Raw genomic sequence first — 25012 nt, 5'->3', positions numbered from 1 at the left:
CAATATGACTTCATATGTTATGTGACCATATTGTTCATCATATTTTTAAGTAGTTGCCTTACTAAGCAGCTGAGCTCCTCGGTGTTTTTCAAGGTAGTTGGCACTCTTTACTTAAATTTTAAGCTGCATTTCTTGTTTCAGTTTCAGACTCTTTTTCTGGGTTCAACACTACCTCACCGATAACGTCACAGTTCCTTATACCGTTTGGCCAGCGTTTAGGATTTCTTGATCTTGCTTCTTCTAGTACCTCCTTACGCTTAGATAAAATCGCTTTATCTTGCATCGCATGTCGCTCACTCGGTGATACAAAATTGAGCTTACTGTGCTTATGTTTGGTATTGTACCAAGTCACAAACTCTTCTACCCATTCCCGTGCCTCGGTGATGTTTTTAAAGCCAGAGCTAGGCCATTCTGGCCGATACTTTAAGGTTCTGAATAATGCTTCGGAGTAAGGATTGTCATTGCTTACGATTGGTCTACTTAACGAAGCGGTAACACCTAACTCTTCAAGCTTGGCTTTCATCGTCAATGACTTCATCGGAGCACCGTTATCAGAGTGCAGTACTAACGGTTTTTTGAAGCATTGCTCGCGTAGCATATTGCGCTGCATTAACTCGGCCGCTAGCTCACCACATTCTCGGTCATGGACTTCATAACCCACTATCTTACGGCTATAAATATCCTCAAACATATACAGATAATAAAAGCGTCCTTTGATGACCGAGGCTAAATAAGTAATATCCCAAGACCATACTTTGTTTGGCCCATCTGCAACGTAAGCATCTGGTTTGCTTCTTTTTGTTACGCCTTGGCTTCGCCCACGCCGATTTAATTGTTCATTGGCTTTTAACACTCGATAAAAACTCGACTCTGAAGCGATATAGACCCCCTCATCAAGCAGTGTCGGCACGATTTGTGACGGAGGTAGGCTTGCAAACCTTGCCTCATTAGAGGTTGCCAATATCTGCTCTTGCTCATCATCATTAAGCTTGTTAGCAGGCTCCCGTCTTACTGCCGTAGGCCTTAAATCTGCCTGCACTTTTCTTGCTCGATACCAGCGGCGATACGTCCGTTTACTTAACTCTGCTTCAGCGCAAGCTTTGTAAAGACGCGCACCGTGGGCATAAGCTTCTTGTATTAAATCCACCAGTGTTATGCGCTTAGGCAAAGGCGTTAACTCTCCTCGCTGTCGTCCTCCCAAAGCGCATTGAGCTTTTTTCTAAGCACCAGTAAAGCCGCAGCTTCAGCGAGTGCCTTCTCCTTATAACGTAATTCTCGTTGCAGGGATTTTATTTCTGCCTTGTCTGATTTGGCTTGCTGCTTAATCGTTTTAGCTTGAACTTCACTCGTCTTAAAACCACCTAAACAATCTTGTTTCCACTGCTGAACTTGTTCTCGAAACAAGCCTTTTTCTCGGCAATATTGGCTGATTTCAGTTTCTGACATTGGTGCTGTTTCAATGAGAACTGCAAACTTAGCTTCAGCTGACCAATCATTACTGGTTAATGTTTTACCTGGCACAGGGCGACCCTCTTTTTTGGCTTTATCTCGCCAATGATACAGGGTTTGGTAGGAGATCCCCTCACTGCGAGCCACTTCCGTGACCGTCATATTGTGGGGAGGTAATAATTTCTTTAAGACAGCGTCTTTACGTTCAGGTGAATATCGTGCCATTGAGCTCTCATTGACCGCCCCCTTTATTTAATTATTGGATGATTTTAAGGGGTGACAACAATCCTGACACAGGGGGTCCTCATTGATACCATGATGTTGTATTACGTCAACATTCACTATCCAACCAAATTGTTCAAAAGACATAGATATGCTGCATAATTGCTGTTTGTTCAGTGCTTCTTGAGCTAAATGTTCGGGTAATAGTGCCCAGCCAAAGCCTGATTTAGTCTGCTCCAACAACACATAATAATTGTCCGCATCCCCAACATCTGGCGAGTGTTGTAATTGATAACTTGAGTGCTGAGTATCTTTTGCTCCGATCACCAATTGTCGATATAACGTTAAGCTGTGGGTAGCGCTCTGCTAGCATTTTCAGTTGCTCGGTTAAGTCAGCCTATGGCACTCCTTCGTCTATGGCTAAACTAAATCGCTGCGGAACACACCGGCCTCTATCTTGGCTATGTGTTCGAGTAACTGGCGACGGATGGCTATACTGGTTAACAGATTCGTTTGAGATGTTGAGCTCTTCGTTGGCGATTGGCGCTTAAGTAGCTAAAATGGATGGGATATTAATGATTTTTAATTGCATTTCATCCCCTTGTTAGTAAAAGAGGCAATAAATCTGCCGCACTTTTAGGTCAGTTATAATGAACATATTTATTCGCATAGGGCTGTTAGTATTAGCGGGATTGTATTGTGCGAATGCCTTTTCGTGGCAAGATACAGATAACGACGGTGTGCCCGATCCCAAAGATGCTTGTCCACATACTGCGGCAGACACCAGAGTCGACGCCCGTGGCTGTGAAAAACTAAGGCTGGTGTCCTTGTGTTTACCGACAACCAGTGGTGAGACATATCCGGCACAATGTAAACTTAATGAATCAGTTAGGATCTACTTTCGCTTTGCTCGTGCCGAGGTGGATTATTCACAATGGTTCAGTATTGCTCGGTTAGCGACTTGGTTAACTGAGCATCCCATTAAGTTGTGTATTGTTGGCCATACCGATAGTGTAGGCACTGCAGAGTTTAATCAAGTTTTGTCTTATGATAGAGCCTTGAATGTCAAAAAAGTACTTGTTGAAGAGTATGGGTTTAATCCCAGTCGGTTTTGTATCGCAGGCAAAGGCAGTACTCAGCCCATTGCCAGTAATGCCTCTGTTGCCGGGCGAGCACAAAATCGACGAGCCGAATTTATTGTCGAGACGCGGTAGTTACCGGGTTTATATTATTGAGGGAACGTTAAATGGAAAACTTGGATAGTTATATTGCACAAGCGCCAGAGCTTATCATGACCTACGGTTTGCAGGTTGTGTTAGCTCTGGTGATTTTCGTTGTTGGTAAATACTTTGCCAATATTGCTAAAAAAATCACCAGTAAATTATTAACTAAACGCAAGATAGATCCGACGGTTGTCTCGTTTGTGTCTAATTTGGCGTGGGCGGCGGTGTTTGTCTTTACCGTGATAGCCACGTTAGGACAGATAGGGGTGCAGACGGCTTCATTAGTGGCCGTTATCGGTGCCGCCGGTTTGGCTGTGGGTCTTGCATTACAGGGCTCTCTATCAAACTTTGCCTCTGGCGTGTTAATGGTAATATTTCGTCCTTGTCGTGTCGGGGACTATATTGAGGCTGCGGGTATCGCGGGGACTGTCGATGAGATCACCATCTTTTCGACTAAACTGCGCACCCCTGACAACAAGGTGATTGTTGCGCCTAATTCCTCGGTTATGAATGGCACTATTACCAACTACTCGGCAATGGACACTCGTCGTATCGATTTAGTCATTGGGGTCTCTTATGATGCCGATCTAAAAGAGACTAAGGCGGTATTAAAAAGTGTATTAGATAATAATAGCTATGTACTCAAGGAGCCTGCCTACACAGTGGCACTGGTTGAGTTGGCTAATTCATCGGTTAATTTTGTGGTGCGTCCTTGGGTTAAAGGCAGTGATTACTGGCCTGCACGCTTTGAGATCCTTGAGCAAATTAAAGTCGCGCTGGATGAAGCTAATATTGGTATTCCTTATCCACAAATGGATATTTACGTCAAAGAAACACCCGCCACTTAAGCATTAATCTTATTGTGTGGTCTAAAGCCAGCCGTTACTCACGGCTGGCTTTTTTGTTTGCCATTTATCTAAGGTGAATACCCTAAAGCGGTGATATACAGCGGCGAAGAATTACCTTGGCTCCTCTCTGTTTTTAAGTTTCATGACAATAATAAGCGACTTTATGACAATATAGGGGGGCTGATTCATAATTTTGTAATAAAACGGCCTAATAATGGCAACGTGGGTATTCACTGATAGAAGATCGCATATGACTGCTAGGATTTTGATAGTTGAAGATGAGTTAGCCATCCGAGAGATGTTAGCTTTTGTTTTAGAACAACATGGATTTACGACAACTACAGCAGAGGATTTTGATTCAGCACTCGACATGCTGACAGAGCCCTATCCCGATTTAGTGCTGCTGGATTGGATGTTTCCCGGTGGGAGTGGTATTCAATTAGCTAAAAAGCTGCGTCAGGATGAATTTACGCGCCATATACCGGTGATCATGTTAACGGCAAGGGGCGAAGAGGAAGATAAGGTCAAAGGGCTAGAAGTCGGCGCCGATGACTATATTACCAAGCCTTTTTCGCCTAAAGAGTTGGTAGCACGAATTAAGGCGGTTATGCGCCGCAGTGCGCCTACGGCCTTAGATGAACCTATTGATGTGCAAGGTCTGGTGCTAGACCCTGTTAGTCACCGAGTCACCGTCGGCGAACAGGTAGTCGATATGGGGCCGACCGAGTTTAGATTATTGCATTTCTTTATGACCCATCCAGAGCGAGTATATAGCCGCGAACAACTGCTTGATAATGTGTGGGGCACTAATGTGTATGTTGAAGACCGCACCGTTGATGTGCATATTCGCCGCTTACGTAAAGCCGTTGAACCCTCTAATCACGACAGGTTGATTCAAACCGTTAGAGGGGCCGGGTACCGTTTTTCGACCCGGCTCTAATGGCTTGTGTTGAGTTAATGGGTGCATGAAAATTTAATAGGCGTTAGCCTCAGTATCGATTATCTTGTGCTCACTTGCGCATTAGGGTTTCGCTATGTTTAATTCATACTCTGGCTATCAATTGCTGAGTCGCTTAGCGCTGTTTTTGTTGGCTTGTCTGGTTATAGGCTTGCTGCTTGGGCAATTGTTGCCAGTGATGCTGTTCGGTTGTATCGGTTTATTGGCTTGGCATTATAAGCAGCTATCTAGGCTTAATTTTTGGCTATGGCGTGATAAACGTCTGACTCCTCCTAACGGCAGCGGAAGTTGGGAAGGGGTGTTTAATGGTATCTATCGTCTGCAAGGTAAAAACCGTAAACGGGTGGCGCAATTAGCCGATCTGCTAGCGCGTTTTCGGCAAGGGGCGGAGGCGCTGCCAGATGCAGCTGTCGTGCTTGATTCAGACAATAATATTGCTTGGTGTAATAAATTAGCCCAACGATTGTTGGGATTAGTATGGCCACAAGACAAGGGCCAGCGTATCGATAATCTGCTACGGCATCCCGACTTTTCTGGTTATCTTAAACAAGCGACTTTTGATGAGCCCTTTGAGTTTGTCGATAGTCAAAATGAATCACGCGTGTTAGAAATTCGTATTATGGATTATGGCGCTGGGCAACGCTTGCTGATCGCCCGTGATATTACCCGTATTCGTCAACTCGAAGGGATGCGCAAAGAGTTTGTCGCTAATGTGTCGCACGAATTAAAAACGCCCTTAACCGTGTTACAAGGTTATTTGGAAATGATGCAGGAGATGGCAGAGTTTAATCCTGGTCAACATAAAGCGTTAGAGCAAATGCAGCAACAGACTAATCGCATGCATTCTATGGTCGAGCAGTTACTGGTGTTATCACGTATTGAAGATGGCTCTGCGGTCAATCTCGATACCAAAGTTAATATGGCTTTGTTGATTGATATGCTCAAAGAGGAAGCACAAGCCTTAGCTAAGGGGCAGTATCAATTGAGTTTTGATTGTGATCCGACCTTGAATATTTTTGGTAATGAAGTCCAGATAAGAAGTGCCTGCTCGAATTTGCTCTCTAACGCCATTCGTTATAACGATCCCGGCGGCAGTGTACATGTGTGTTGGCAGCGAGTGCCTTTAGGGGCGCAGTTTAGTGTGACCGACTCGGGTGAGGGCATTGCGCCACAGCACCTAACACGACTCACTGAGCGATTTTATCGCGTCGACAGTGCCCGTTCTCGGCAGCGGGGCGGAACAGGGCTAGGATTGGCGATCACGAAACATGCGCTTAATCATCACCAGAGTGATTTGATGATAGAAAGTCGACTGGGTAAAGGTAGCTGCTTTAGTTTTATTATTCCCAATCACCTTATTGATACGGGTAAGCGTGCTCATTAAACCTATGGGTTAAAGGTGCTAAGTGACTTTAAATTATCTGTCTATTGCATAAATCAGTTAACCATCCCTGTTTATTCGCATCATGAAGAGAGATAGCGCCACTAAGGCGCTTTTTTGCTATTTGTGTTTTGGAATGTACAAGTTAAGGCGAGGCTGCAATAAATCACTTTTATGGTGGTCTGTCATCTCAGTGTCATATCTTCGTCATACACTTGTCATTGTTGCGATAGATACTGACTGCAACTTAAATAAAACGAGTAAGCAAGTCGCTTAACACTGGAGCAAAGAATGAAACTTAAACAGCTTGTTGGTGCGGTAAGTTTGACAGCCGCTAGCGTTTTCTCTGTCACTTCTATGGCAGCTATCGATCCGTCACTGCCCACTTATGAAAAAAGCAGTGGAGTCTCGGGTAACCTTTCATCTGTTGGCTCAGATACCTTAGCGAATATGATGACCCTGTGGGCCGAAGAGTACAAAGAGATGTACCCTAACGTTAACATTCAAATTCAGGCGGCGGGCTCTTCTACTGCGCCGCCAGCATTGACTGAAGGCACTTCACAGTTTGGCCCAATGAGCCGCAAAATGAAGCCCAATGAAGTCGAAGCATTTGAGAAACATTATGGCTATAAGCCAACGGAGATCCGTGTCGCCATTGATGCGCTGGCTGTTTTTGTTCATAAGGATAACCCTATTAAGGGGCTGAGTATCGAGCAGATCGACGGTATCTTCTCGGCTACCCATAAGTGCGGCGGTAATGATGTGCAGCGTTGGGCTGATGTGGGGCTTGGGGGCGATTGGGCAGCGAAAGATGTGCAGCTTTACGGTCGTAACTCGGTTTCTGGAACCTACGGTTACTTTAAGAAAAAAGCACTCTGTAAAGGCGACTTTAAAGCCAACGTGAACGAACAACCTGGTTCGGCGTCGGTAGTGCAATCTGTCTCGCAGTCATTAAATGCCATTGGTTATTCTGGTATTGGTTATAAGACTGCTGGGGTGAAAGCCGTGGCTATCGCCAAGAAAGGCGATGATTACATCGAAGCAACCGCTGCCAATGCAGCAGACGGCAGTTATCCACTATCACGTTACTTATACGTTTATGTGAATAAGCATCCCAATAAAGACTTAGCGCCATTAGAGCGTGAATTCCTACGCTTTATTTTGTCTAAGCAAGGGCAGAAAACAGTAGAGAAAGACGGTTATGTACCACTACCGCTGACTGTGACAGCCAAAGATTTAGCAAAAGCCGGTATCCGCCTATAACGGACATAGTGTAGAGTGACACCCCATCAAAAAGGCCTCAATAATGAGGCCTTTTTGTTTTTTTGTACTATCAGGTATGAGCCATCAGTTATGAACCCATTTGATAGGCGAGGCGCTTTACCCATGTTATTTCGGTGGCTAACAATACGATAACAGGGGATGCCATATTGGTGAGCAAAAAAAAGCGACCTAAAGTAGGTCGCTACAAATGCCAGTTGGGATTTGGTTGATAGCCGCGCTAGAGGCTATCGAAAAAGGGAGATGATGAACCATGAAAACCTTACTAACCAATTAATTACCCGTTAGGGACTCTGTATTCGTTAATATCAATTCTGTTCATATAATCAGAGTCTACTTTACTATTTTAGTTCCGATTTTTTGTGATTATTTTTTGGGGTTGATTTTTAAGGTCCGAATTTAGCCGAGAGCCAATCTTTGTAAACGGTGAACTTAGCGGCGAATGCTGCTGCATAGGATAGTGGTTTGCTTAATCTCAATGACAAGCGGTTAGTCGATGATTACACTAAGCGCTATTGACGTTAGGGCAACAATAATAAGGATAAAATGTGGCTAAGCAATGGGATAATCAGCAAGACCATCACTCTTTTGCGAATGTTGAACAGATCCGCGTATTGCATCTAAGCTTGGTGGTTGCGGTCGATTTTGAGCGGCATAGGCTCGCTGGCAGTGCTAAGTTAACGCTGAATTATCTTGATGAGCAGTGCCGCCATTTGTATCTGGACTGCCGCGATCTCGTGATCCACTCGGTGCGAGATGACAAAGACAATCGGCTCGACTTTCATTTTGATAAGCACGATCTTATCCGCGGGCAGCGACTGCATATTCAGCTGCGTGCTAATTCAGCGAACATCACTATTGATTATCACACTAGCGCCAATGCGCAGGGGCTGCAGTGGCTAACTCCCGAACAAACCAGCGGCAAGCAGTTACCGTTTCTATTTAGTCAGTCGCAACCCATTAATGCCCGCAGTTGGATCCCGTTGCAAGACACCCCTAAAGCCAGAATCACCTTTGATGCCAAAGTGAATGTGCCTGCTGGTATGCGCGCTGTGATGAGTGCCATGAACGATGCAAGCGCGCCGCTTAATGGCCAGTTTTTATTTGAAATGGAAAAGCCCATTCCGACTCATCTGCTGGCGATTGCCGTTGGCGATTTACAATTTGGCAGCCTAGGCCCGCGTAGTGGCGTTTATGCCGAGCCTGAGGTGCTTGGTTCGGCGGTGAGTGAATTTGAAGATACAGAGCAGATGATCAATACCGCAGAGTCGCTGCTGGGCCCCTACCCATGGGGGCGTTACGACATGATAGTCTTACCGCCTAGTTTTCCCTTTGGTGGTATGGAAAATCCGCGCTTGGCCTTTATGACCCCCACCTTAATTGCAGGTGATAAAAGCCTAGTGTCCACCGTTGCCCATGAACTGGCACATTCATGGACCGGCAACTTAGTCAGCAATGCAACTTGGCGCGATCTTTGGCTTAATGAAGGATTTACCACCTATTTTACCCATCGAATTGTTGAAGCGGTTTATGGCAAAGAGCAAGCGCAGCTCGAATTAGTCTTAGAGTATGGTCGCCTAGCGCAAGAACTCGCCTCCATGCCGACAACGGCGCAAACCTTGCCAGCTAATGTGCAAGCAGGCGATCCAAATGAGGCTTTTAACCGTTTTACCTACGATAAAGCATCGATGTTTGTGCATGACTTAGAAAAACGCTTAGGCAGAGAGGCGTTCGATGCATTCTTAAACGCCTATGTGAGCCATTTTGCCTTTGAGGCGATCACCACAGAGCAGTTTATCGATTATGCGCAGCAGACATTACTGCAACAACATGGTGATGTACTGAGTGAGGCTGAGTTGCTGGAATGGATCTACGGCACAGGCATGCCGTCATGGTTTACGCCGCCTTATTCAAATAGTTTAGATAAAGTCGATGCGCTTCTGATGAGCTGGCGAGCCGGTGGTGATATTACTCCCGCGCAAACCGCAGATTGGCGCGTGCATCATTGGCAATATTTTATTAATAGCTTGCCGGAACAATTAAGCCATCAACAGCTGCAACAGCTAGATAGTGCTTTTGATTTTAGTCATTCGACTAACGCTGAAATTGCCTGTGATTGGTATCGGGTGGCCATTCGTAATCATTATGATGTCGTGCTGCCCTTGGTGGAGACGTTCTTACTAAATATTGGCCGAGCTAAGTTTGTGCGGCCCTTATATGCCGAGCTTTTGTTGGCAGGCTATGAGCAACCCTTAATGGCGATTTATCAACAGGCGCGAGTAAGGTATCACCCGTCATTAGTTGCGCAACTTGATAAGCAATTGGGCGTGTAACAGCTTGCCAATCAATAGGTAAAAAAAATGGCAACCTAATAGGTTGCCATAAACGAAAGTGGTGGAGTGTGATTAACCCAAATGCGCTAGCGTGGGGTTAATGCTCCTGGGGCCCATCCGGCCACCAAAGGGAGATGATGATGAACAAATCATGATGAAAAATCTGTTACCCTTTATCAGAGTGCATGGTTGCCAGTTAGTTCCCAGCTTGAGTAAAAAAAATAATATTGCCGCTTAATATCACGCTTTATTTGTACTTTATAGAGGGGCGCAATTTAACGACTTTATGAGGTAGCTACATGATGTGCCTTACATTGTTCACGACTTATTCTATCAGCAGACTTCGCAGCGCTCGTTGTCAAAATAGCCAAAAAAAAAGGCAACCTAATAGGTTGCCATAAACAAAGTGTTGGAGTGTGATTAATCCAAATGCGCTAGCGTTGGATTAATGCTCCTGGGGCCCATCCGGCCACCAAAGGGAGATGATGATGAACAATGAAACAAAATTATGTGCCGTGCACCTAATTCAATAATCCGTTCAAGTAATCAGAGTCGTCAGCGAATAAAAAGTTCACTGAGTTTGTCAAAAAAATCATTTAATTTTGCCGCCCGATAAAAGAGGAGGGTTAATACCGACAACCGAGGGCATAAAAAAAGGCAACTCAACTGGTTGCCTGTTGATCTATTTAGATCAAGGGGACCGCGCTAGAAGTCCCAGGGAGAATGATGAACATGAATAAGCAAATCTTCGCGTTCAATTATTGGAGTGCAAGCGACACATAAAGTTCATTTCAACGTACATAAAATGAGCGTTTTTTATGGTGTCATAGGTTGACCTATTGCTATCTAGCTGGATTTATTCAGTAAAGATTTTATTTTGTCCCTCATAGATTCGGGTTTAGTCGTGGGAGCATAACGCTCAATGACCTGCCCCTCACTATCGACTAAAAATTTAGTAAAGTTCCATTTAATTGCTTCGCTGCCAAGCAAGCCTTTGGCTTGGTGTTTCAAGTAGTCATAGAGCGGATCTGTGTTGGCTCCATTGACCTCAATTTTGGCAAACAGCGGGAAATTAACCCCAAAGTTGAGCTCACAAAAATGATTAATTTCGGCTTCAGCCTCAGGTTCTTGCTGCCCAAACTGGTTGCACGGAAAACCTAATACCACAAATTTTTCTGGGCCAAAATCTTCATATAGCGCCTGTAATGCCTTGTATTGTGGTGTAAAGCCGCATTTGCTGGCGGTATTTACAATCAGCAACACCTTTCCCTTAAACTCTTGCATTGAGCGCGTGCTGCCATCGATATTGGTCAGCGAAAAATCATAAATAGACATCGTATTCTCCTTTTTTGATGAAAGGATAGCCTATCAGTAAAGTAAATTGTGCGCAATTTACATGGTGATTTGAGTAGTAAGGTGAGTGTCATTTAGCGTTAAATGAGCATTGAATGCCTACCGCAGTGTGATAAGCGGGGGGATTTAGCAAGAGTCGATTCAAGCGATGGGTAAAGGATGAGTTTGATAAAAAAACCCTTTGCTGCAGGGCTACAGGGCCAGTAAACGGCTTTAGTGTGACTGGCCCTGTATGGCGGCGTTAACGCTTTATCATCTTCGCGACAAACATGCCGTCGCTATCGGCTTGATAGGGTAATACGGTTAACATCGATTGCTGCTCACCGGTAAATGGATGGCACAGCTGTTGTAATGTAAAGTTAGGGTTGCTGGCGAGGAACGCCTCAACCACAGCTTCATTTTCGGTGGGGCTAATGGAGCAGGTGGCGTACACTAGTACTCCGCCAGTGCGCACCGCCTTGGCTGAGCGCTGTAAAATATCTAACTGTAAAGCGGGTTTGTCGCTAATGGCGCTTGCATCATCGAGCCAGCGCATATCGGGGTTGCGTCGCCAAGTTCCAGTGCAACTGCAGGGGGCATCCACCAATACACCATCGAACTGATCGCTTGCGACAGGCAATGCATCGGTTTTCCATGGCGATACACTGATCTGGCTAAAATGGGCCCGTTTTGCGCGTTTAGCCAGTTCTTCTAATGGCTTACGGCGAATATCTGACGCAATGATACTGCCTTTACTGTGGCTGTCTTGCTGTAACATTAAAGAGCGTAGTTGCAGCGTTTTACCGCCGGCGCCACTGCAGGCGTCCCACCAGTTATCATCGGGGCGCGGCGCGCAGATATGCCCAATCACTTGCGAGCCTAAGTCTTGGATCTCCAGTTGTCCCTCATTGTAGAGCTTAAGGCTATTTAGGTTGATGCTCTTATGGCCAAGGTTGATGGCATCACCGAAGTAGTCACTCATTTTGGCTTCGATACCGCTAGTATTTAGTGAGGAGAGTGCATCTTCACTATTAATACCTTGCAGGCGGCCCCAAATGGGGGGGCGAGAGCAGAGCGCTTCAATCAAGGCATATTGCTCATCAGCACTGCTTGTTGGGTAGTGTTGCCAATACCAAGTTGGGACTAATTGAGTGAAAGCAAACTCATGCTGTGGAAAGCACGTTTGCAGCAGTTGTTGCTTGGCCGCTAGGCGGGAGAGATCGCCAGCATCGTTAAGGGGCGCGAGTGCAGGGTGCGCCGCAAAGGTTTGCCAAGCATCGCTAAATTCCTGCCAAGGGTGGCCTTCAATTTTGGCGGTTAATGCTAAAGAGGCAAACCAAGCTTTAGGCGCTGTGCAAAGAGTTGCCAGTTGACTTAACCAACCATGCCAACGAAAGAGTCCAAATAGGCTCTCGCGGATCACGCGTCTATCTTTAGAGCCATGCTTCTTATTGATACGAAAATATTCAGCCACAATACGATCGGCAGGTTGCTTGCTCTGCATCACTTGTTCAAAGAGCTGGTGGATTGTGATGCTGTAGCTCAGGGCGCGTTTTTGTGCCGATGTATCGGCATTGATACCATGATGCAACCCTAAAGTTGGGGAAGTATCGGTTGCCTTTTGAGCTTGAGAAGAGGTTAACGAAGAAGGTGTAGTATCGGCCATGAATATTTGCCCAGCGCTGATAGGTGTTAAGAGCGGCAAGTTTAACAGAAGTGGCCGATTTTGGTATCTCTTGGCTAGAGATTGACACACTTTAACTGCTTTTATAGCAGCGGTTCTCGAGTGATCCAAAAGCGTGCCTTGATGATAATCGTGCTTAAATAAGGTGGCTCTCTAGCGCTACTTGATTGCTATAAGGCATGGTTTGTTATCAGTACTCACACACTTACTTACTTGTGTGAGTTTGTAGAGGGCAAGTAGCCGTTGTTGCTGTTAATAGTAAGCGGCCTAAGTCATGGGCGGATTACCCTCACGCTCGCATTTGAGTGGTCTATCGGAGCACTTTGAACAGCTAATGGATTATAACTTAGTTAATGGTAATGGGTTATCGCTCAGATAACAGTTACGGTTGAAACTAAGTTTTCCGTTAATGTTAAACCTTAGAAGTTGCAACTATGACTGATTTTTAATGGGTTTTTATTAAATTATTTTACGTCTATTAAATTTTAATTTCCCTCTCTAAATTTATCAATATAAAACAAGGTATTACAGACCCACCTCTACCTATCATACTTGGCGTTAAATTCTGTGATTGATGTCGCAAATATTAAGTTGCTGTTGATAGTTACATCTCTAACTATTATGATTGCGTTGATTGAACGTTCAATTAACTAATTTTTAACGCGGAGATATCAGCTTTTATGCCTAGACCAGCGATGAAAACAGTGAGACAGCAGCAGCTAATTGACGCCACATTAATCTCTGTTGAGCGTTACGGTTTACACCACACTACCATCAACACCATTAGTGGCTTAGCAGGTATGTCGTCTGGGATCATCAGCCACTATTTTGGCGGCAAACAAGGGTTGATAGAAGCCACACTTAAATATTTGCTCGACGAACTTAAACAGGCGTTATTAAGCCGCACAGCGGGGAAAACGCTGACGCCCATTGAGCGGTTGTCCATGATTGTCGAAGCCAATTTCACCGAATTACAACGTTCAAATGCTGCCACCAAAACCTGGTTGAGCTTCTGGTCCCAAGCGATGCACGATCCGGGATTAGCAAGGCTTCAACACATCAACTGCCAACGCTTGTATAGCAACCTTCTGTTTTCTTTTAAGCCCCTTATGGGCAAGTCGGCAGCTATTGCCGCAGCCAAACAGACCGCAGCAATGATCGATGGGTTTTGGTTACGCAGTGCCTTAAGTGCGTCGCCTGAACAAGAGTTCGAGCAGGCGCAATATTTATGCAAAGCCTTTATAGAGGCGGCGATCGTGCAGCACGGAGAAAATAGATGTCACTAGTTGTTTATCAAAATTATGTTCATGGTCAGCCCCTTTCCAATGGAACCGGTGAAACCTTTGAGGTGATCAACCCTGCCACAGGTGAAGTCAGTTATCTGGTTGAAGTGGCTAATGAACAGGTCCAACGCGCAGCCATTGAAAGTGCTAAAACTGGTTTCCTGCAATGGTCATCGATGACCGCCATGGAGCGTAGTCGTATTTTATTAAAAGCCGTGGCCTTGCTGCGCGAACACAATGATCAACTCGCAGTAATAGAAGTTGAAGATACTGGTAAACCTTGGCAAGAAGCTTCAGTGGTCGATGTAGTCACTGGCGCCGATGCCATTGAGTTTTTTGCAGGCCTTGCCCCGAGTATTGAAGGTAATCAACAATCCATTGGCGATGATTTTTACTATACCCGCCGCGAACCATTAGGGATCTGTGCGGGAATTGGCGCTTGGAACTACCCACTGCAAATCGCCTGTTGGAAAGCTGCGCCTGCGCTAGCGTGTGGCAATGTGATGGTGTTTAAACCGTCAGAAGAAACCCCACGCGGCGCACTTAAGCTAGCTGAACTCTTCACACAAGCCGGTGTACCCGATGGAGTGTTTAATGTGGTGCAGGGCGATGGTGGAGTCGGCGCTTGGTTAACCCATGATCGCGATATTGCTAAAGTCTCTTTTACCGGCGAAGTGGGCACTGGCACTAAGGTGATGGCGGCGGCTGCTAGCACACTAAAAGAGGTCACCATGGAACTTGGCGGTAAATCGCCATTGATCATTTTTGATGATGCGGATGTCGATAATGCCGTATCGGCAGCTATGCTGGCGAATTTTTACACTCAAGGTGAGATCTGCACCAATGGCACTCGGGTGTTTGTACAGCAAGGGATTTATCCTCAATTTATCGAAAAACTGCTCGAGCGTACTCAACATAATATCGTTTGTGGCGATCCTATGGATGAGGCCACTAACTTTGGCGCGCTGATCTCTAAAGCCCATCAACAGAAAGTGCTCGACTATATTGCCCTAGGCCAAGCAGAGGGCGCAACGCTATTAACCGGTGGTCATGCCATTAAGCCCGACAATGCCCCTAACGGTTACTTTGTGGCTCCGACCATTTTTACCGATTGCCGTGATGAGATGACCATAGTTAAAGAGGAGATCTTTGGCCCTGTGATGTCGGTATTAACCTTCGATGATGAGCAAGAAGTCGTGTCGCGTGCTAACGATACCCACCTAGGATTAGCCGCTGGCGTATTTACCCAAGATATTACTCGTGCCCATCGTGTTATCCATCAGATGCAAGCCGGTATTTGCTGGATAAATGCTTATGGCGCCTCACCATCAGAAATGCCAGTGGGTGGCTATAAGATGTCAGGCATCGGCCGCGAAAATGGCAGTGAAACCTTAAAGGCCTATACCCAAATCAAGGCGGTATATGTAGGAATGCAACCACTTGAGAGCCCATTTTAAGGAGTCCCCATGAGCCAGATTAATCCTAAAGCAGAATACGATTTTATTATTGTGGGCGCAGGCAGTGCAGGTTGTGTATTGGCTAATCGTCTATCGGCCGACCCCGCTAACAAGGTGTTGTTATTAGAAACAGGCGGTAGCGATAAAAGCATTTTTATTCAGATGCCTACCGCTTTATCTATTCCAATGAATACCAAGAAGTACGCATGGCAGTTTGAAACAGAAGCCGAGCCTTATCTAGACAATCGCCGTATGCATTGCCCACGCGGCAAGGTACTGGGTGGTTCATCGTCAATTAACGGCATGGTGTATGTGCGAGGTCATGCCCGTGACTTTGATGAATGGCAGCAAGAGGGAGCCAAAGGGTGGGATTATGCCCATTGTTTGCCTTACTTTAAAAAAGCTGAAACCTGGGCTTTTGGTGGCGATGAGTACCGCGGTGACAGCGGCCCACTTGGGGTAAACAACGGCAACGAGATGAAAAACCCTCTCTATCAAGCCTTTGTTGATGCGGGGGTTGATGCCGGTTACTTATCGACCGCAGATTACAACGGCGCGCAGCAAGAGGGTTTTGGCCCGATGCACATGACGGTTAAAAATGGGGTACGTTGGTCAACAGCTAATGCCTATTTGCGACCAGCAATGCAGCGCAGTAACTTAACCGTGATCACCCATGCATTAGTACATAAAGTGCTGTTTGAAGGTAAGCGCGCCGTGGGCGTTCGTTACGAGCGTAAAGGCAAGACTCATGATGTGATTTGTAATCGGGAGGTTGTGCTATCGGCAGGTTCAATTGGTTCGCCGCATATTTTGCAATTATCTGGCATTGGCGCCGCGCAGACGCTCAAGCAAGCGGGTATTGCTCAGGTGCATGAACTGCCGGGCGTGGGGCAAAATCTACAAGATCATTTAGAGTTTTACTTTCAGTTTAAGTGCCTCAAGCCAGTCTCATTGAACGGTAAATTAGATCCGCTCAATAAGCTGTTTATTGGGACGCGCTGGATATTGAATAAGTCAGGTCTCGGTGCGACTAACCATTTTGAGTCTTGCGGCTTTATTCGCTCTAAAGCGGGACTGGAATGGCCCGACTTGCAATACCATTTCTTACCTGCAGCGATGCGTTATGACGGTAAAGAAGCGTTTGCCGGAGACGGTTTTCAGGTGCACATTGGCCATAATAAACCTAAGAGTCGCGGTGCGGTCACTGTGGTATCAGATGATCCTAAGGTGGCGCCGAGCATTCAGTTTAACTACCTGTCACACCCAGATGATATTGAAGGCTTTCGCGCCTGCGTGCGCTTAACTCGAGAGATCATTAATCAGCCTGCCTTAGATGAATATCGCGGCGAAGAGATCCAACCGGGCATGCATATTCAAAGTGACGATCAGATAGACAGCTTTGTGCGTAGCGCGGTGGAAAGTGCCTATCATCCGTCATGTACTTGTAAGATGGGTGAAGATGCCATGGCGGTTGTCGACAGTGACACCAAGGTGCATGGCGTGTCGGGATTAAGGGTGGTCGATTCATCGATTTTCCCCACAATCCCTAACGGTAACTTGAACTCACCAACGATCATGGTAGCCGAGCGCGCTGCCGATATTATCTTAGGCAAACAGCCGCTTGCTCCCATCGATGCCAAGGTGGTATTGGCACCGGGCTGGCAAGATCAACAGCGCCAACGTGCGCCCAAAAGACAGAGTGCTTAACTAAGCACTTTCTAGGTCCACGGCCTACCTAAGTCAATTGACTGAAAGGCCCTGATTGTCAGGTTTAATTTTTAAGTGTTTGTATCAGGGATTTCATATCGTTAGCGCGATATTTAACGCCTGAGGGATAGTTGCAGCCTTTAGAAATTAATCCTTGGCGTTATATAAAACTAAAAAATGAGATAACTCTATGTTTTATCTAATATTGAAGGCAAGGAAATAGCAATGACGACATGGTTAACAATTGGCATTTTATTTACCTTTGCGGCCATCGCTTTGGTGATATACCGCTGGGGAAACATTAAGTGTGTTGGCGTTACGCCAGTGCGTACTTTTACTTTTATTGCGATTTTATTTACCTCTGGTTTGGATGTGGGCTTGATCATGTTCCCGCTGACCGAGTTTGCCGGTTATGCCGATCTGGCCGCTAACCCTGAATATGGCTTTACCAATCCGCTGGCGATTGAGTTTGGCTTTTGGGCATTCCTTATCTGGGCATTCTACTTTTTAACTTGCTTCTATTTCTGTGTGATTGAGCCAAGGGTTAAATTCTTTGAGATCCCAGTGATCAAGTTTATTAATAACTTAGTGATTATTGGCACCTGTGCCTTTACCGCCTATTTATTACTAACCAACTTACCTTGGTATTTACCAGGGCTGGGTGATGGTGAAACCATAGTGAGTAGTTTCTACCTGATTGTGTTTGTGGTGATTGCCGCCGCTGTCTATTCGAGTACCAGCATCCGCTACGTTCGCACGCTTAGCCTTGCCAGCACCTGGATGTTTTTAGGGCTAATTGCACTGATGTGGGTGGGCACCTTTATGTCGCCAGAGTCAGGTGTTGGCGAATTTGTCACTACCTTTGCGCTGCTTGGCGATTACTTTGGTAACTTGCACCATTTTGTGTTGCCGTTAAACGACTACCACGAATTCTACCTATTTTGGTGGTTTGCCTGGAGCATTATGATTGGTCAGTTTACCTCACGCTTTGTGGGGGGGATGAAAACCTATCAAGTGTTAATCGCCATGATGGTGTTTCCGTCTATCCCCATCGCCATCTGGTTTAGCGTGCTTTATTACTACAGCGCCAATGCCATTGCGACGGCAGGCTTTTACAATCTCGCCATGGTTGCGGTTGGCATCACCTTTGTTATCAACTCATTAGACTCATTAATTCGACTCTACACCGACAACCTTAACCTTACCGTACAGCGTTTGGGTAAGGCGCAATACATCATAGGTAATCTGGTATTGATGTGTGGGTTGACCTTACTGTTTAGCCTAGACTTCTTACAAATTCAGTGGGTTGGTGCGCTAGCCATCGCGCTTATCTTAGGTTGCTTTACTTATATATTGATGACCCATTATCAGAAAGTGGCCGAAATCGAGCGTTCACCGAAAGAGAACAAGATTGATTTTACTAAGATTGAACTTGCCAGTTAATCACTGAGTAAATCGCAACGTTAAACGATAAAAATAATAGGAAAAATGATGAACACCATGATAAAAAATAGAGTAAACTGTCCCATTAATACCGCCATCAAAAATATGGCCATTTTGGGGTTACTGGCTTTGCCTACATCGGCCTTTGCTGGGTTAAGTTCTACCGTTAATCTGGCCTCTGATTATACTTTTAACGGTGTTAGTCAGACCGACAATGGCCCGGCACTGCAAGCCAGCTTAGATTACGACGTCGACAGTGGTTGGTACGTGGGCGCGTGGGCATCAAATGTCGATTTTGGTGCCGGTGACGACACCTGGCTAGAGCTGGATTTTTACGGCGGTAAGTATATTCAGCTAACCGAGCGTGTGTCACTCGATGCGGGTATTGCTTACTATACTTACCATGGCGACTCTTTTTCTGACGATTACCAATATCCGGAAGCTTACACTAAGTTTGGTTACGGCTCATCACTTGGGCAAACTGAGTTAAATTTTTGGTATTCTTGGGATTATTTCGGTCTCGATGCTGGGCATTACATCATGATGGCCGCGCATACCTTTAGCATTGCCGAAGGTCACGATATTCGAGTCAGTGTCGACCGCTCAACGTCACTCGATGATGACAAATATTTATGGAACGGCAAAGATGCGTATAACCATTATCGCGTCGAATACATGACCAGCTGGAAAGGCTTTGATTTTAACCTCGCCGCCGAAGATACCAGCATGGATACCGACACGAGTGATACCCGTGCGATATTGTCGGTTTCACGTACCTTTGCGTTTTAATCTATAGGTTATGTTTGCTGTGCTAAAGGCGACATTGATAGCCTTTGCTTGGCTAACGCTAAACGAGCGAATAAAAATATAGCCAATAAACGGTAGGGCTAACTCCAACCTAAAAGCGCAACTGACGCTCATCATATCGGCTATTTTAGGGCTGATGGTGGCCTGTGAGTATGAAAGCAGAGCAACTGGTTAAGTTGTTCTGTTTTTTTTGTCTTTGGCACATGAGTCTGGGCGCGATTTCTGTTATGGTGCAGCTCAAATGAGAGGGGATTATGGAAAAGTACGAACAACTATTAATTTCACTGCGCCGCGTGATAAGAGCCATCGATATACATTCTCGGCAACTCAGTAAGCAATCGGGGTTAACCGGCCCGCAACTGATGGTAATGCAGAAGATTGTCCAGCTTGAAGTACCGCTCGCCAAGCAAATTGCTCAGGATGTGGCGCTGAGCCCAGCAACGGTTGCCACCATTATCGAGCGATTAGAAACCCGAGGCTTGGTGACTCGCACTCGCAGTGAAACCGATAAGCGTAAATTGCATTTGTCGTTAACCGAATCGGGCAAAGCGATTTTGGGTGCGGCGCCTAAACCGCTGCAAGAGCACTTTATTAAACGTTATCAAAATCTTGAAGAGTGGGAACAGAGTCAGCTGTTATCTGCTGTCGAGCGTATCGCCTCTATGATGGATGCCCAAGAGCTCGATGCTGCCCCCGTATTGCTGGTGGGACAGATCCAAGCCGAAGAGTGAAACCATTAATAATACCTGCCAACAAATCTAAGGCGTCACGCCAAACCTTGGCTTGTCTTCTTTAAGGGTTTCACTTGTTTATTGACCGATGTTATTTCATCTTGTTGTGCCCGCCTCAATTAGCTAGTCACCTCGCGATTCCCTTCTTATCCTTACCTGATTTAAATAGCCTTTTAATAACAGTGTATTGTCAATGAAGTCTATGGCGTTGGCGTTTGTTATTTCTACTTTATCTGTGTACTCTCAATGTCGATTTTATAGAAGCAAGCCATTTAATATATGACGATAATAGGCTTGTAGTGGCAATATAGGTGCAGCCTAACTGATGTTAGTCGCGCATTGATAAACGGGGGCAGGGTGCTTAATTTAAACTCGGTGGACAAGACAACATCGCCTCGCGGCTTAACAATTAGTGACACAGGCTTAGTGCTCGAGGGCGGTGGGCTGCGCGCTATCTATACCGCTGGGGTATTAGACGCCTTTCTCGCTGCCGATGTTCATTTTAAGTATTTGGTTGGGGTCTCCGCTGGGGCGATTTATCCTGCGTCTTACCTGTCGCGTCAGCACGGGCGCAACCTTAAAATTCAGCAACGCTATCTTGCCGATAAGCGCTATATGGGATTGAAGTATTTTTTACGTGACGGCAATTATGTTAATACCGATTTTACCTATCGGCGTATGGCCCATGAGCTCTTACCCTATGATTTTGAGGCCTTTCAACACGCTGACGCTGAATTTAAAGTCGGCGCCTTTAATTGCCTAACGGGTGAGACCGCATTTTTTGGTAAGTGTGATTTTGCCGAGCATGACACATTTTTAGAGGTGCTTATTGCCTCGAGTAGTTTGCCGTTTATCTCTTCCCCCACCCTATTAAACAACACTCCTTATTTAGATGGCGGTATTGCAGCGCCTATCCCTTTGGCGCAAGCAAGAGCTGATGGTTATCAACGTCAAGTGGTTATTTTGACCCAAGAGCCAGACTATCGAAAATCAGCCTTTAAATTAAAGTGGTTAGCACAGCGCGTTTACCGTCGTTACCCTAAAGTGGCCGCCGCGATATTAGCCCGTCATCAAGTATACAATGACGCTTTAGCTGACTTGGCCGCCGCACGAGCAGCGGGCAGTGCGCTGGTATTACAGCCACAAACGTCTTTAGGGTTATCGCGTTTAGAGCGTGACGTGTCAAAAGTCGAGGCGGTGTATCATCGCGGCGTATCAGACGGTAACGCTTTTTTGCCTCAGCTGCTCGATTTTGTGGGTTAACTGGGCGGCGAGTAGGTCAATTAATCTTGCCTAATTAACGCTGCTTTTACCAAGTCTGTATCGTTAGGGCATCATTGGCGTATTTTTGCTGCTTAGTTTGCTTCAGTTTCTGTCTGATAGATTAAAGCAGAACGTATTGTTTTTTAATCACTTGCGGTACTCATTATCAAACAGTATTTTAAAGTATTGTTAATGAATTTTAGGAGTGCAACCGATGGACAAAGATAAGTTTCAGCAAGGGTTAGCGGTAAGGCGAGAAGTGATGGGCGATGCATTTGTCGATAGGGCGCTAAATTCAGCCACAGATTTTACCCAGCCACTGCAAGATCTGGTGACCCGAAATGCGTGGGGAGAAGTGTGGGTGCGAGAGGGGATCTCAAAGCAAACTCGCAGCCTTATTACCATTGCCACTTTGGCAGCATTAAAGGCGCCGACAGAGCTTAAAGGCCATGTAAGAGGCGCGCTGCGAAACGGCTGCACAGTTGCAGAGATCCAAGAGGTGTTACTGCACTCAACTGTCTACTGCGGCATGCCATCGGGTATCGAGGCATTTCGCGCCGCCGCCGATGCCATTGAGGCTTGGCAGACCGAGTGCTCACAAACGGATATAGAGTAACCTTAGACTGTGGCCATGCTGGCTTTAAGGCGCGTTTTGCCACAAGACTCTTAACCTAAAAATGATTAGCATGGTGGCAAGCGTATAGATAAGGCTGAGCGACACAGCTTAGCCTTAGTTGTCTCAATTTAATGAATACAAACCCACAAAATGGACTCTTTAACCAGTAATCTAGATACATGGAATAAGCACACGGCTATTCATATTAACGTTAGCTGCAACGGCGGCGTTTAATCTAGCCCTATAATCAGTGAGGCGTTATTGTGAAACAAAATATTGTCCATATTGCATTAGTCGTAAAAGACTATGATGAAGCGATCGATTTTTATGTCAACAAGTTAAAGTTTGATCTGGTCGAAGATACCTACCAAGCTGAACAAGATAAACGCTGGGTGGTGGTCGCGCCGCCGGGTTCAACTGGCATGAGTCTACTGCTCGCTAAAGCATCTAAACCTGAACAAGAGGCCTTTATCGGCAATCAGGCCGGTGGACGCGTTTTTTTATTCCTTAATACCGATGATTTTTGGCGTGACTACCATCACATGGTCTCTGTTGGGGTTAACTTTATTCGAGAGCCTGCAGAGCAAGATTATGGCACCGTCGCTGTGTTTGAAGATCTCTACGGCAACCGCTGGGATCTATTGCAATTAAAGCCAGATCATCCAATGGTATCAAGAACCGCATAACGACAATGGCTCAGATGAGCCTTAAGCATTAGATTGAACTGGTTATCGCGTCTCTTGTGGATAGGCGCCAGGTTCAAGAGAGGGTGAGAATGAAGCGGATATTAACCTGTATTCTATTGAGCTTAAGCCTATTGTCCTTGCCTGTGTGGGCCAATGATGCGCTTTTACAACAGGCTTATGAATCACAACAAAGTCATATTCAGGTGCAAGGCGAGGGCACAGTGATTCGTTTGTTAGCTGATGATAATAAAGGCTCAAGACACCAACGCTTTATTTTACGTCTTGATAATCGACAGAGTATTTTAATTGCACATAATATCGATATCGCCCCCAAGATCCCTAACCTAGCTATTGGCGACTCAGTGCAATTTTATGGCGAATATGCGTGGAATAAAAAAGGCGGCGTCATTCACTGGACGCACCAAGATCCTAAAAACCGTCACCCTCATGGCTGGTTAAAGCACAAAGGGATAAAGTACCAATGAGTGAGCGTTGCTCCTGTGTGCTGTTAAACCGTTACCGGCAACGCGAACATCGCCTCATCAACCATAAGCCTACCATTATCAATTAGGAAGATGCCGTGGAAGTAAATATTTATCAAGTTGACTCGTTCACATCTGAAGTCTTTAAAGGCAATCCAGCAGGGGTATGTATTACAGAGCAGAGTCTCGATAAGAGTACTATGTTGGCCATTTCAGGTGAGATGGCGGTGTCAGAAACGGCATTTTTAGCACTTGATACGATGCAATTACGCTGGTTTACACCAGACGTTGAAGTCAACTTGTGTGGCCATGGAACCTTAGCCGTTGCGCATATACTTAAAGAACAGGGGCGCAATCATGCTGGTGACATCATTGAGTTCAATACGCTATCGGGAGTATTACAAGCAGAGCTGGATAGCGATTGTATTCATCTATTGTTTCCCGCCCCACGGTTAAATATGAGCCGTGACATGGATCCTGCGCTTATTCAGTTATTAGGTATGACCGCAGAGAGTGTTATCGATTCTGGCACTTTTGATACTAAACACATAATCGTGCTCGATAGTGAAGATAGCGTCAAGCGGCTTTCGCCTAATTTCGGCCGTCTAGCAGAGCTTCAAGGTCGTGGTGTGCTTGTCACGGCTAAATCAGACTCCGCAGTTGATTTTATTTCCCGTTACTTTGCGCCTTGGGTGGGGGTTAATGAAGATCCTGTGACGGGATCTGCCCATTGTGCCTTGTGTCTCTATTGGTCAGAAAAGTTGCACAAATCTCGTATGCAGGGGTTTCAGGCCTCTTCGCGAGGTGGCTATGTTGATGTTGAGCTGTTGGCATCAGGTTTGATTAAACTATCAGGTCAGGCGATTACGGTACTGAAAGGACAAATGAAAATCGCATAACATAGCATTCAGCACTAAAGATGAAACACAGGCGTCCAACGCGTGACATTAGGCTAGAACGCGGGCGCCGTTAGATAATGATTTTTACCATGGAAAAGAATTACGTCATTCTTAGGTGCTGAAGTGATTAAGTATCGTCGCACTGTTGAGACTCATATCTCCTCACTCTTTATTATCAAAAGTATCGCAAGGTTTGATATTCAATCGTTATTGGAGTCAAAACCATCAATTAAGTTAATCGAGATAATAGGCTGGCACGATGAGCTTAGGTGATCAATGATGTTAATTATAAAAGTCATCAAAAATAACGCCGAATAAGCGATTGGGTGGCTTAATCTAAGGCGTAGTGATTACATCTGTATTATTGATGTAACCACTAAGCCCAAGGCCCGCACCAAAGACGTCAGTGTCAGAGTGGTCAACACGACACTCAACCTGACGCTAGTTTAGTGGTACAGCTAATGTTACCGCGGCGATATAAACATGCATTGAGCGATGTGATCGCCCAGTGCTGCGCACGGTTAATCTCTGTTAAAGGTTATTCTCTTCGGTCCAATCTTTGAGTTTTTCTAATATCGCTAGTGCAGTGCGGCCAAAGTCGGTGATTTCATAAGTCACAGCAATAGGACGAGTACAGATGATCTCTCTGGTCACCAGCCCTTGGGCTTCTAGTTCTTTAAGGCGTTGATCGACCATTTTTTTACTGGCGCCTGCCAGCATGCGTGACAGTTCATTAAAGCGCACTGGGCCATCTTTTAAATGCCATAAAATGGATGCCTTCCACTTTCCGCCTAAAATCCGCATGCCGCGCTCGATCAGACAAGGTTGTTCACAGCTTGGTGAATTTATTTCTTTATCTTTAGCCATTGTATTTAAACTATTATTTTTAATATTGTCGTTAAAATATGGGTGGTTACTAAAAGTATA

The 25012-nt window shown here is 45.6% G+C and carries 22 protein-coding genes; 17 read left to right on the top strand and 5 right to left on the bottom strand.

Translation table 11 applies throughout. The features are described 5' to 3' along the window. Nucleotides 1-118: 118 nt before the first annotated feature. Together AC5YBZ_RS11965 and AC5YBZ_RS11960 are read right to left on the bottom strand one after the other, a co-directional pair. Nucleotides 119-1674, bottom strand: a protein-coding gene (locus tag AC5YBZ_RS11965) for an IS3 family transposase (RefSeq protein ID WP_494542957.1) whose coding sequence is annotated in 2 segments (ribosomal slippage) — nucleotides 119-1221 and nucleotides 1221-1674 — 1557 coding nt in all. Because the reading frame shifts where the segments join, the coding sequence is not laid out codon by codon here. Nucleotides 1675-1701: 27 nt separating this feature from the next. Then, nucleotides 1702-1998: a hypothetical protein gene (locus AC5YBZ_RS11960; protein WP_494542956.1), complete on the bottom strand. Its 297-nt coding sequence runs from the start codon at nucleotides 1996-1998 to the stop codon at nucleotides 1702-1704. 323 nt (nucleotides 1999-2321) lie between these two features. Between AC5YBZ_RS11960 and AC5YBZ_RS11955 the strand changes: the two genes are divergently transcribed. The 6 genes from AC5YBZ_RS11955 to AC5YBZ_RS11930 all read left to right on the top strand — a co-directional run bounded on the left by AC5YBZ_RS11955 (nucleotide 2322) and on the right by AC5YBZ_RS11930 (nucleotide 9695). Beyond that, on the top strand, nucleotides 2322-2885 hold the full coding sequence (locus AC5YBZ_RS11955; RefSeq protein ID WP_494542955.1) for an OmpA family protein: 564 nt from the start codon (nucleotides 2322-2324) through the stop codon (nucleotides 2883-2885). 32 nt (nucleotides 2886-2917) lie between these two features. Beyond that, complete coding sequence (locus AC5YBZ_RS11950; RefSeq protein ID WP_494521282.1) at nucleotides 2918-3742, top strand: mechanosensitive ion channel family protein; 825 nt, start codon at nucleotides 2918-2920, stop codon at nucleotides 3740-3742. Nucleotides 3743-3992: 250 nt separating this feature from the next. Then, nucleotides 3993-4682: a phosphate regulon transcriptional regulator PhoB gene (gene phoB, locus AC5YBZ_RS11945; protein WP_475514456.1), complete on the top strand. Its 690-nt coding sequence runs from the start codon at nucleotides 3993-3995 to the stop codon at nucleotides 4680-4682. Nucleotides 4683-4776: 94 nt separating this feature from the next. Then, nucleotides 4777-6084, top strand: a complete 1308-nt coding sequence (phoR, locus tag AC5YBZ_RS11940) for a phosphate regulon sensor histidine kinase PhoR (protein WP_494523755.1) — start codon at nucleotides 4777-4779, stop codon at nucleotides 6082-6084. Nucleotides 6085-6372: 288 nt separating this feature from the next. Continuing rightward, a complete protein-coding gene (locus tag AC5YBZ_RS11935) occupies nucleotides 6373-7344 on the top strand; it encodes a PstS family phosphate ABC transporter substrate-binding protein (protein ID WP_494521284.1) in 972 nt (323 codons plus the stop codon). A 566-nt stretch (nucleotides 7345-7910) separates the two neighbouring features. Continuing rightward, nucleotides 7911-9695: a M1 family metallopeptidase gene (locus tag AC5YBZ_RS11930; protein ID WP_494523754.1), complete on the top strand. Its 1785-nt coding sequence runs from the start codon at nucleotides 7911-7913 to the stop codon at nucleotides 9693-9695. An 846-nt stretch (nucleotides 9696-10541) separates the two neighbouring features. Here AC5YBZ_RS11930 and AC5YBZ_RS11925 read toward each other — a convergent pair. After that, entirely contained in the window at nucleotides 10542-11030 is a 489-nt protein-coding gene (locus AC5YBZ_RS11925; protein WP_494521286.1) for a glutathione peroxidase, read from the bottom strand. Between the two features lie 259 nt (nucleotides 11031-11289). Next, nucleotides 11290-12693, bottom strand: coding sequence for an RsmB/NOP family class I SAM-dependent RNA methyltransferase (locus AC5YBZ_RS11920; protein WP_494542954.1), 1404 nt, complete (start codon nucleotides 12691-12693; stop codon nucleotides 11290-11292). A gap of 698 nt (nucleotides 12694-13391) precedes the next feature. Here AC5YBZ_RS11920 and betI point away from each other — a divergent pair. From betI to AC5YBZ_RS11865, 11 genes are all read left to right on the top strand, one after another. Beyond that, entirely contained in the window at nucleotides 13392-13997 is a 606-nt protein-coding gene (gene betI, locus AC5YBZ_RS11915) for a transcriptional regulator BetI (RefSeq protein ID WP_494542953.1), read from the top strand. Then, nucleotides 13988-15451 (top strand): betaine-aldehyde dehydrogenase, encoded by a 1464-nt coding sequence (betB, locus tag AC5YBZ_RS11910; protein WP_494542952.1) that lies wholly within the window; start codon nucleotides 13988-13990, stop codon nucleotides 15449-15451. The genes betI and betB overlap by 10 nt, the downstream gene beginning before the upstream one ends. 9 nt (nucleotides 15452-15460) lie before the next feature. Further along, nucleotides 15461-17158 (top strand): choline dehydrogenase, encoded by a 1698-nt coding sequence (gene betA / locus AC5YBZ_RS11905; RefSeq protein WP_494542951.1) that lies wholly within the window; start codon nucleotides 15461-15463, stop codon nucleotides 17156-17158. Nucleotides 17159-17383: 225 nt separating this feature from the next. Beyond that, a complete protein-coding gene (locus tag AC5YBZ_RS11900) occupies nucleotides 17384-18601 on the top strand; it encodes a BCCT family transporter (protein ID WP_494542950.1) in 1218 nt (405 codons plus the stop codon). A gap of 57 nt (nucleotides 18602-18658) precedes the next feature. Then, on the top strand, nucleotides 18659-19390 hold the full coding sequence (locus tag AC5YBZ_RS11895) for a TorF family putative porin (protein ID WP_494542949.1): 732 nt from the start codon (nucleotides 18659-18661) through the stop codon (nucleotides 19388-19390). A 272-nt stretch (nucleotides 19391-19662) separates the two neighbouring features. Continuing rightward, nucleotides 19663-20139: a MarR family winged helix-turn-helix transcriptional regulator gene (locus AC5YBZ_RS11890; RefSeq protein ID WP_494542948.1), complete on the top strand. Its 477-nt coding sequence runs from the start codon at nucleotides 19663-19665 to the stop codon at nucleotides 20137-20139. Between the two features lie 408 nt (nucleotides 20140-20547). Further along, nucleotides 20548-21402: a patatin-like phospholipase family protein gene (locus tag AC5YBZ_RS11885; RefSeq protein ID WP_494543722.1), complete on the top strand. Its 855-nt coding sequence runs from the start codon at nucleotides 20548-20550 to the stop codon at nucleotides 21400-21402. Nucleotides 21403-21616: 214 nt separating this feature from the next. Then, on the top strand, nucleotides 21617-22018 hold the full coding sequence (locus AC5YBZ_RS11880; protein ID WP_494542947.1) for a carboxymuconolactone decarboxylase family protein: 402 nt from the start codon (nucleotides 21617-21619) through the stop codon (nucleotides 22016-22018). A gap of 263 nt (nucleotides 22019-22281) precedes the next feature. Further along, nucleotides 22282-22704, top strand: coding sequence for a VOC family protein (locus AC5YBZ_RS11875; RefSeq protein WP_475514443.1), 423 nt, complete (start codon nucleotides 22282-22284; stop codon nucleotides 22702-22704). Nucleotides 22705-22793: 89 nt separating this feature from the next. Next, entirely contained in the window at nucleotides 22794-23189 is a 396-nt protein-coding gene (locus tag AC5YBZ_RS11870) for a DUF3465 domain-containing protein (RefSeq protein WP_475514442.1), read from the top strand. Nucleotides 23190-23284: 95 nt separating this feature from the next. Next, nucleotides 23285-24085, top strand: a complete 801-nt coding sequence (locus AC5YBZ_RS11865) for a PhzF family phenazine biosynthesis protein (RefSeq protein WP_475514441.1) — start codon at nucleotides 23285-23287, stop codon at nucleotides 24083-24085. Between the two features lie 531 nt (nucleotides 24086-24616). Here AC5YBZ_RS11865 and AC5YBZ_RS11860 read toward each other — a convergent pair. After that, the gene (locus AC5YBZ_RS11860) at nucleotides 24617-24952 is read right to left on the bottom strand and encodes a winged helix-turn-helix transcriptional regulator (protein WP_475514440.1); all 336 of its coding nucleotides are present in this window, start codon (nucleotides 24950-24952) and stop codon (nucleotides 24617-24619) included. Between the last annotated feature and the right edge of the window lie 60 nt (nucleotides 24953-25012).

It is taken from the genome of Shewanella sp. 553, assembly GCF_059338375.1.
Note: the sequence above shows the minus strand (reverse complement) of the source record. Positions and strands in the feature narration are given on the sequence as shown.